The following is an 8013-nucleotide window of genomic DNA, read 5'->3' on the forward strand; positions in this document are numbered from 1 at the left end:
TCTCTTTTGTTTAGTTTTGGAAAGAACGTACTGTGATTTTTAGTTGCTCAATAAATTCTCGAGTTGCAGCACACATATATTTATCTTTTCTATAAATTAGCCCTATTTCAATTGTTGGAGTAGGGGTTTCTATTTTAATAGCTTGAATGTTTTTATTTTGTAAAAAGTCTATATATGGTTTGGGTAACACTGTAATTCCCATTCCTTTAGAAACCATCTGGATTAAAGATTCCATCGTACTAATTTCTAAAATTGGCCTTGGTTTAAAGTTGAATTTTTGACAATGAGATGTAATTAGTTCGGTTAAAAAGAAATTTTTAGGTAAAAGAATTAAAGGGTAGTTCTGTAATTCAGCAATAGATACATGATTACGTTCAGCTAATCGATGACCAGTGGGCACGACTAATATAAGATCGCTTTTGTATAGAGGAATGGAGATAATCTCTTTATCTTGCACCGGGAGAAATGTAATTCCAATATCTAGTTCGTTTTGTAATAATTTTTCACGAATATCTCCTGTGCGAAGCCCTAATACAGAAAGCTCTATATTGGGATATAAATTATTAAAATTTAAAATCGCTGTTGGTAGTAAATAATTTACGACGGTTAACAAAGCCCCTATTCTTAAGGAACCTTGCTGTAATCCGTTTAGATCTTGAATAGCTGAACGAGCTTGTTCGACTTCATGAAAAATGGTTTTACTATGTGATAATAAAATCTTCCCTGCTTCAGTTAAAGATATTTTTTTACCAATTCGATCGAAAAGTGGCATTCCTACTTCATGCTCTAATGCACGTATTTGTTGACTTAGTGAAGGCTGTGAAATATTTAATTTCTCAGCTGCTTTTGTGAAATGTAATTCTTTTGAAACAGCTAAAAAGTATTCAAGTTGTCGTAATTCGATTGGAATCACCTCAAGTATAATAATAGGTTATACCTATCATTATTATATAAATAATTGAATTGAACAATGATTTTAAAGGTTTTATAATCATCTTTATATAGCAGAGAGGGTTGTAAAAATTAATCGAGAGAAAATACATGTAACACCTGTAAAGGAGGAAATAGAATGGCTAATGAATATCAATTATTATCTTTAAATATAGGATTACCAAAAGAGGTTACATACGGTGGAAAGGTAATTCATACAGGCATAAATAAGAAACAAGTAAAGGAACCGGTATATTTATCCTTTGTAAAATTTAATGGGGATGGACAAGCTGACTTAGTTCATCATGGAGGAGTAGATAAAGCAGTTTGTGTTTATACTGGTGATCACTATCCATACTGGGAAAAAGAATTGAATCAAGATCTTGTATATGGGGCTTTCGGAGAAAATATAACAGTTAGTGGTATGAGCGAAGAGGATGTTTGTATTGGTGATACGTTTGAGCTAGGACAGGCAATCGTACAGGTAACACAACCAAGGCAACCTTGTTTTAAATTAGCAAAAAAATATAATATTCCAAAGTTACCACTATATTTTCAAGAAACAGGATATACAGGATTTTATTTTCGTGTATTAAAAGAAGGATGGGTATCATCAGTCGACACCTTAAAAAGACTACAGTCTGATCCAAAAGGTGTTTCAGTAGCATTCGCTAACCGTATCATGCATAAGGAAAAACAAAATATTGAAGGGGTAAAAAGGATATTAGAAGTAAATGCACTTTCAAATAGTTGGAGAAAGTCTTTTGAAAAGCGTATAAGTGGAGAAGAAATTAATACGAAGGAAAGACTTGAAGGGATAAAAGAATAAAAATATTTTATTATAAATAGTGTATTTCTATTAGTAAAAGCTAATTAGAAAGCGCTATTTTTATAAAATAAACTAATTAATATCCGAAAATCTTAATATTTTTTTATTCGACTTATTTTCAAATAGTCGAAACATAAAATTAATTAGACTTTTTTTTTATGTTTTATGATAGTATATTGATTGGTAAGACCTCTATTTTTAAGAGTAGGTCATATAAGTATATCTAATTTAATGGAATTTAACATTTGGAGGTACAACATGGGGAATGTTGAAAAATTGGCAAGTCTTCTAATAGAAGAACCGAAAAGAGAGCAGTTATTTCCTTTATTTGAAGAAGTGTTTGGAATTACAACTCAAACATTGAATGATTTTTCGGATAAAGGATATTGGGATGATACATATAAAGCTTTATCATTTTTACAAGAAGATAAAGTGATTGCAAATGTTGCGGCATTTTCACTCCCATTATTAATTAATGGTGAAAAAATAAATGCAGCGGGTATTCAATCAGTAATGACACACCCTAATTTTCGTAGACAAGGGTTAATGACACAATTAATGGGTAAAATGATAGAAGAAATCGATAAGAAATGTGAATGTGCATTATTGTTTACGGAAAACCCTGAACTATATACAGCATTTGGATTTAAAGTTGTGCAGGAATATTTGATGACTATACCATATGATAAAAATATTAATAATAACGATTCACTACTTAAAAAGTTAGATTACTATAATATAGAGAATAGACAGTTAATACATGAAACTATTGATAGTAGCCAAAGACTTTCAAATAGTTTTTCAACTTTAAACTTCCATCCTTCATTTTATTTGAATATGTATGATTCGGAATGGAATGAGAAATTGTATTATTCAGAGAAACTAGATGCTCTAATCGTTTATGAAGTAGAAAATGAAAAGTTGAAATTATTTGGAGTATTTGCGCCAGTACTTCCGGTTTTAGATGAATTATGTGGAGAAATCAATGAAAGGTTTACGGAAATCGAATTTTATTTTTCTCCGGATCAATTAGGGGTTGAGGAAGTACAGTTTACAGAAGTACAGTCTAGCAAGTATTTAATGGTTCGAAGTGATAAAGAGTTAGATTTTAAAGGTTATAAATTCCCAGTATTAGCGGAGTTTTAAATGTCTATATAAATGCTTTATTATGGAGGAGCTATGAATATATCGTATATACCAGAACATATTGAGCAACTCACTATAATGAATGTACCTGAATACTATAAAATTAATGATAATCATGCGTTTATTGTCCGTTCGAAAGCAGAAACTGATTTTTGGCTTAAAACACATTATGGTTTTGAAGTAATGAATGGTCATGTATTTTATAATGAGATGATGACAGACTTTCAAGCTGAAGTTCAGTTACGTATGAATCCAAATTCAAAATTCGATCAAGCAGGTCTTTTTGTTATGATTTCGGAGAACTGTTGGCTAAAAACATCTTTAGAATATATCCCCGAAGGGCCATCTCACTTAGGTGCTGTCGTAACGAATAATGGATATTCTGATTGGTCAACGCAAGATTATCCAACTGAAGCAGCTAAGCAACAACTTCGTTTTCGAATTATTCGAAAACGCGGTGATTATACAATATATGTGAAAAAGAGACATCAATGGGAACAAATAAGAATCGCTCATTTAATGGAGGATATAGGAAATGAGCCTATTAAAATAGGTTTTTACACGTGTAGTCCTTCTAAAAATAAGGGATTTGAGACTGAGTTTTTACATTTTACAATTGAAGAATTATAGATGAAAAACCGTATTCTTTTCATTAAGAATGCGGTTTTTGTATTTACATAATATAAAGCATATGTATTGACCAGAAAGTCATTAATACTTATCATTTAATAATGTTAAATATTAATTTACATAATATAATAGAAGTAATGAAGAAATTACAAAAAATATCGCTTAAATAAGGAGGGATATGAATTATTCAGTGGTAATTTCATGGGAAAAGGAGACTATGTATGAAATCATTTCGTAAGTTATTACAGTATTTAAAACCATACATGTTCTTCGCTATTATTGGACCGCTATTTATGGTACTTGAGGTTGCGATGGACTTAATTCAACCGACTATTATGCAACATATCATTGATGTTGGGATTGCAAATCGGGATTTAAATTATGTAATAAAAATGGGGCTTCTTATGATAGGAGCAGCAGCACTCGGTTTAGTTGGAGGGCTTGGGTGTATGATGTATTCTACAAAAGCAGCTGTTAATTTCGCTACTGACATACGAAAAGATGTGTTTGCGAAAATAGAAACATTTTCTAGTAATAATCGTGATTCATTTGGAACAGGTAAATTATTAACGATCGTGACGAATGATATCACTTCCATTCAATCAGCAATGACGATGACATTACGTGTTCTCGTTCGTGGTCCGCTGTTATTTATCGGAAGTATAATTATTGTTTTTGTAACAGCAAGAGAGTTATTTCCAATATTACTTGTAGTTGTTCCGATTTTATTACTTGCGATTATTTTAATTGCAAGTAAAGCAAGTGGTACATTTAAAAAGGTGCAAGAGGCATTGGACAAAGTGAATACAAAGTTACAAGAAAATTTATCTGGTGTACGTGTTATAAAAGCGTATGTAAGACAAAAATATGAAATCGCTCAATTTGGAAGTGTAAATACAAATTTAACGAAGATAAATATTCGAGCTGTGCAGCTTATTTCTTTAATGATGCCAATCATTATGCTAGTTGTAAGTGGCGGGATTGTCGCAACATTATGGATTGGTGGAGAAAAAGTATTCAATGGAACGCTTCAAGTAGGAGCGATTTTGGCATTTATTAATTACTTGAATATCATTTTAATGTCACTTATGTCGATTAGCATGGTATTTATTCAAATTGCGAGAGCTTTTCCATCTGCGGATCGTGTACAGCAAGTGTTAAATACCGAGGTTGATATAATAAGCGAAGCGAATGCAATCGAACCTGAGAAAATCGAGGGGAATATCGAATTTAAAAATGTTAGTTATAGCTATACGAAAAATAATGAATACGTTTTAAAAGATATTTCGTTTAACATACAAAAAGGTGAAAAAGTAGGGATTATTGGATCAACTGGAAGTGGTAAATCTACCTTAGCGAAACTGTTACCACGTCTATATGATGTGGATCAAGGTGAAATATGTATAGATGGAATAAATGTTAAAACATATGATTTGCAAAAACTCCGTGCTTCAATAGGGTTTGTACCTCAGAAGGCATTGTTGTTCTCAGGTAGTATAGAAGAGAATTTACGTTATGGTAAAGAAGATGCAACACATGATGAGCTGGAAGTAGCAGCTGCATCAGCTTGTGCGACTGAGTTTATCAATAAGCTGGAAGAATCTTATCAATATAATTTAACACAAGGTGCGACAAATCTATCAGGTGGACAAAAACAACGTGTATCAATTGCAAGGGCACTTGTGAGAAAACCACCGATTCTCATATTAGATGATTCTACATCAGCAGTTGATGCAAAATCAGAGGCTACTATTCAAACAGCTTTAAAAACAAAATATAAAGGCACAACGACTTTATTAATCGCGTCCAAAATTTCTTCCATAATGGATGCGGATAAAATACTTGTATTAGATAATGGTGAATTAGTTGGCAATGGTACACATGAACAATTGTTAGAACGAAGTGAGGTTTATCAGGAAATTTATCTTTCCCAAGGTGGTAATTTGCATAAAGAAGGTGGGGAAGAACATGCGTAATTTTCAAGGGCAATTTGCTAATAAAGGTGGACGAAACACGCCAAAGATGGGGAAAGCTAAAAATGCTCAAGGAACTGTAATGCGGATATGGAACTATATGGGCTACCAAAAAGCTGCTCTTATGTTTGTTATATTTCTAGTCGTTGTTACTACTTTACTTGGATTATTAGGTCCCTATTTTATGGGGGTCATTATTGATCAATATATTGTACCGAAAGATTTAAGTGGTACAGCAAGAATGTGTATGTTACTTATCGCAATTTACGGTGTAACTGTACTTTTAACATGGTTACAAACATTTGTCATGATTAACGTTGCATTAAAAACAATTCAAAAAATACGACAAGATATTTTTGAGAAAATCCAAACGCTTTCTTTACGGTTCTTTGATGTGCGTTCCCAAGGTGATTTAATGAGCCGTGTGACAAATGATATAGATAATTTGAATCAAGCTTTGACACAAAGTGTTGTACAAATTATTTCATCAGCGTTAACTTTTATAGGTGTAACGATTGCGATGTTCGCTTTAAATTGGATTTTAGCAATTGTAACTTTAATTACAGTACCTATTATGTTTTACGTTACAAAAAAACTAGTTGCATATAGTGGTAAAAACTTTGCGAAGCGTCAAAAAGATTTAGGTGAATTAAATGGATTTATTGAGGAAGCAATTACAGGTGCGGATGTTACAACGTTGTACGGAAAAGAAAAAGAAACTGTACAAAATTTCAATAAAATTAATGAACAGCTAAGAGTTTCAGCTACGAAGGCTGATACATTTTCAGCTTTTATTTTTCCAAGTATGAACTTTATTAATAATTTAGGTATAGGCCTTGTCATTGGGACTGGATCAGTTATGGTCTTAAACGGAATGACAACAGTAGGAGTTATTGCGGCTTTTATTAATTATTCTCGTCAATTCTCAAGACCGCTAAGTCAATTTGCGACTTTAATGAATACAATTCAAGCGGCAGTTGCTGGTGGAGAACGTGTTTTTGAGATTATGGATGAGGTACCAGAAATTCAAAATAAAAAAGACGCATTCGTTGTACAAAATTTACAAGGGCATGTTGCACTTGAGAATGTTTCATTTGGCTACGCAGAAAATAAAACGATTTTAAAAGAAGTGAGTCTTAAAGCGCAGCCAGGAGAGACAATTGCTTTAGTTGGTCCGACTGGATCAGGGAAAACAACAATCATTAATTTATTAACTCGCTTTTACGATATACAGCAAGGACAAATTCATATTGATGGAAAAGATATAAAAGATTATGATATTAATTCTTTACGAAGTAAAATAGGAGTAGTTTTACAGGATACGTATTTATTTGCTGGTTCGATTATGGATAATATCCGTTATGGACGCTTAGATGCTACTGATGAAGAAGTTATCACTGCAGCTAAGGCAGCATCTGCACATTCTTTTATTAAGCATTTGCCAAATCAATATGAAACAGAAATTACTTCAGAAGGATCGAATTTAAGTCAAGGACAAAAACAACTTCTAGCGATTGCACGAGCAATTTTAGCAGATGCAGATATATTAATTCTCGATGAAGCGACATCAAATATTGATACAAGAACAGAATTACAAATACAAGCAGGACTAAATAATTTAATGAGAGGTCGCACAAGTTTTGTGATCGCTCATCGACTTAAAACAATTGAAAAAGCAGATCAAATTCTTGTTATAAAAGATGGAAATATTTTAGAAAGAGGGAATCATGAATCTCTCATGGAAGATAGAGGGTTTTATTTTGATTTGTATACGAGCCAGTTTAAAATTTAATATAAAAAATGAGGTTTCTCTAGAAAAGAGAAACCTCATTTTTTATATTTGTAAATTTTATGAATCACTTTTCTAACCAAATTAATTATCCGACCTGAAAAATACTTATACTTGCAGATACATTTGTTAAAGAGCCACCATCACTATTTGAGAGAGTGATAGTACCTGCTGAAGAGGTGTTATTTATTAAAGTCAATGTTGAAGGAACAACTGTTACGGTAAAAGCAGCAGTACCTTGATTTATTGTATGTGGTGACCCCGTACCAAAACGTCCACCTGAAATTGGTGTACCATTTAGTTCGAGGGAGAATTGGTTTTCGCGAGAAGCTTGTAATTGAAACTCTGCTACATATGTTCCTAGTGTATTAATTATAATATTTCCAGTACCTGTGATGTGGCTAAGGGCAGTTCCTGTTATAGGTCCATTTGTGTTAAAAGTAACACTACTTCCTACTGCAATTGATTGGTTAGTAGTATCAAAAACATATAGATAGTTTGTTAATCCTACACTAGCCGCCCCAGTAGGCCCGGTGGAACCGGTAGAGCCAGTATGTCCAGTAGCCCCAGTAGAACCGGTGAAGCCAGTAGGCCCGGTGGAACCAGTGAAGCCAGTAGGCCCGGTGGAACCAGTGAAGCCAGTAGGCCCGGTGGAACCAGTGAAGCCAGTAGGCCCGGTGGAACCAGTGAAGCCAGTAGGCCCGGTGGAACCAGTG

At 33.2% G+C, this 8013-nt stretch carries 7 protein-coding genes; 5 read left to right on the top strand and 2 right to left on the bottom strand.

Translation table 11 applies throughout. The annotated features are described in order from the left end of the window. Positions 1–10: 10 nt before the first annotated feature. Entirely contained in the window at positions 11–913 is a 903-nt protein-coding gene (locus ACTFRU_RS22860) for a LysR family transcriptional regulator (protein ID WP_139850037.1), read from the bottom strand. Between the two features lie 156 nt (positions 914–1069). On the opposite strand from ACTFRU_RS22860, the gene ACTFRU_RS22865 reads away from it, so the two are divergent. From ACTFRU_RS22865 to ACTFRU_RS22885, 5 genes are all read left to right on the top strand, one after another. Beyond that, on the top strand, positions 1070–1759 hold the full coding sequence (locus ACTFRU_RS22865; RefSeq protein WP_001262998.1) for an MOSC domain-containing protein: 690 nt from the start codon (positions 1070–1072) through the stop codon (positions 1757–1759). 258 nt (positions 1760–2017) lie between these two features. Further along, positions 2018–2905, top strand: coding sequence for a GNAT family N-acetyltransferase (locus tag ACTFRU_RS22870; RefSeq protein WP_000528674.1), 888 nt, complete (start codon positions 2018–2020; stop codon positions 2903–2905). A gap of 33 nt (positions 2906–2938) precedes the next feature. After that, a complete protein-coding gene (locus ACTFRU_RS22875; protein ID WP_001027672.1) occupies positions 2939–3535 on the top strand; it encodes a DUF1349 domain-containing protein in 597 nt (198 codons plus the stop codon). A gap of 221 nt (positions 3536–3756) precedes the next feature. Further along, positions 3757–5511 carry an ABC transporter ATP-binding protein gene (locus ACTFRU_RS22880; protein WP_139850033.1) on the top strand — a complete coding sequence of 585 codons (1755 nt, stop codon included), beginning with the start codon at positions 3757–3759 and terminating at the stop codon, positions 5509–5511. Beyond that, positions 5504–7300, top strand: a complete 1797-nt coding sequence (locus tag ACTFRU_RS22885) for an ABC transporter ATP-binding protein (protein ID WP_139850031.1) — start codon at positions 5504–5506, stop codon at positions 7298–7300. The genes ACTFRU_RS22880 and ACTFRU_RS22885 overlap by 8 nt, the downstream gene beginning before the upstream one ends. 85 nt (positions 7301–7385) lie before the next feature. Here ACTFRU_RS22885 and ACTFRU_RS22890 read toward each other — a convergent pair. Continuing rightward, the coding region (locus tag ACTFRU_RS22890; protein ID WP_440037882.1) for a collagen-like protein at positions 7386–8013 on the bottom strand (628 nt) is incomplete at its 5' end.

It is taken from the genome of Bacillus cereus group sp. MYBK220-1 (genome assembly GCF_051916445.1).
GTDB lineage: Bacteria > Bacillota > Bacilli > Bacillales > Bacillaceae_G > Bacillus_A > Bacillus_A cereus.

Bases quoted from the DNA above. Each gene is read 5' to 3' on its own strand.
- ACTFRU_RS22875 (WP_001027672.1), top strand. From the start codon at position 2,939: ATGAATATATCGTATATACCAGAACATATTGAGCAACTCACTATAATG.
- ACTFRU_RS22865 (WP_001262998.1), top strand. From the start codon at position 1,070: ATGGCTAATGAATATCAATTATTATCTTTAAATATAGGATTACCAAAA.
- ACTFRU_RS22870 (WP_000528674.1), top strand. From the start codon at position 2,018: ATGGGGAATGTTGAAAAATTGGCAAGTCTTCTAATAGAAGAACCGAAA.
- ACTFRU_RS22885 (WP_139850031.1), top strand. From the start codon at position 5,504: ATGCGTAATTTTCAAGGGCAATTTGCTAATAAAGGTGGACGAAACACG.
- ACTFRU_RS22880 (WP_139850033.1), top strand. From the start codon at position 3,757: ATGAAATCATTTCGTAAGTTATTACAGTATTTAAAACCATACATGTTC.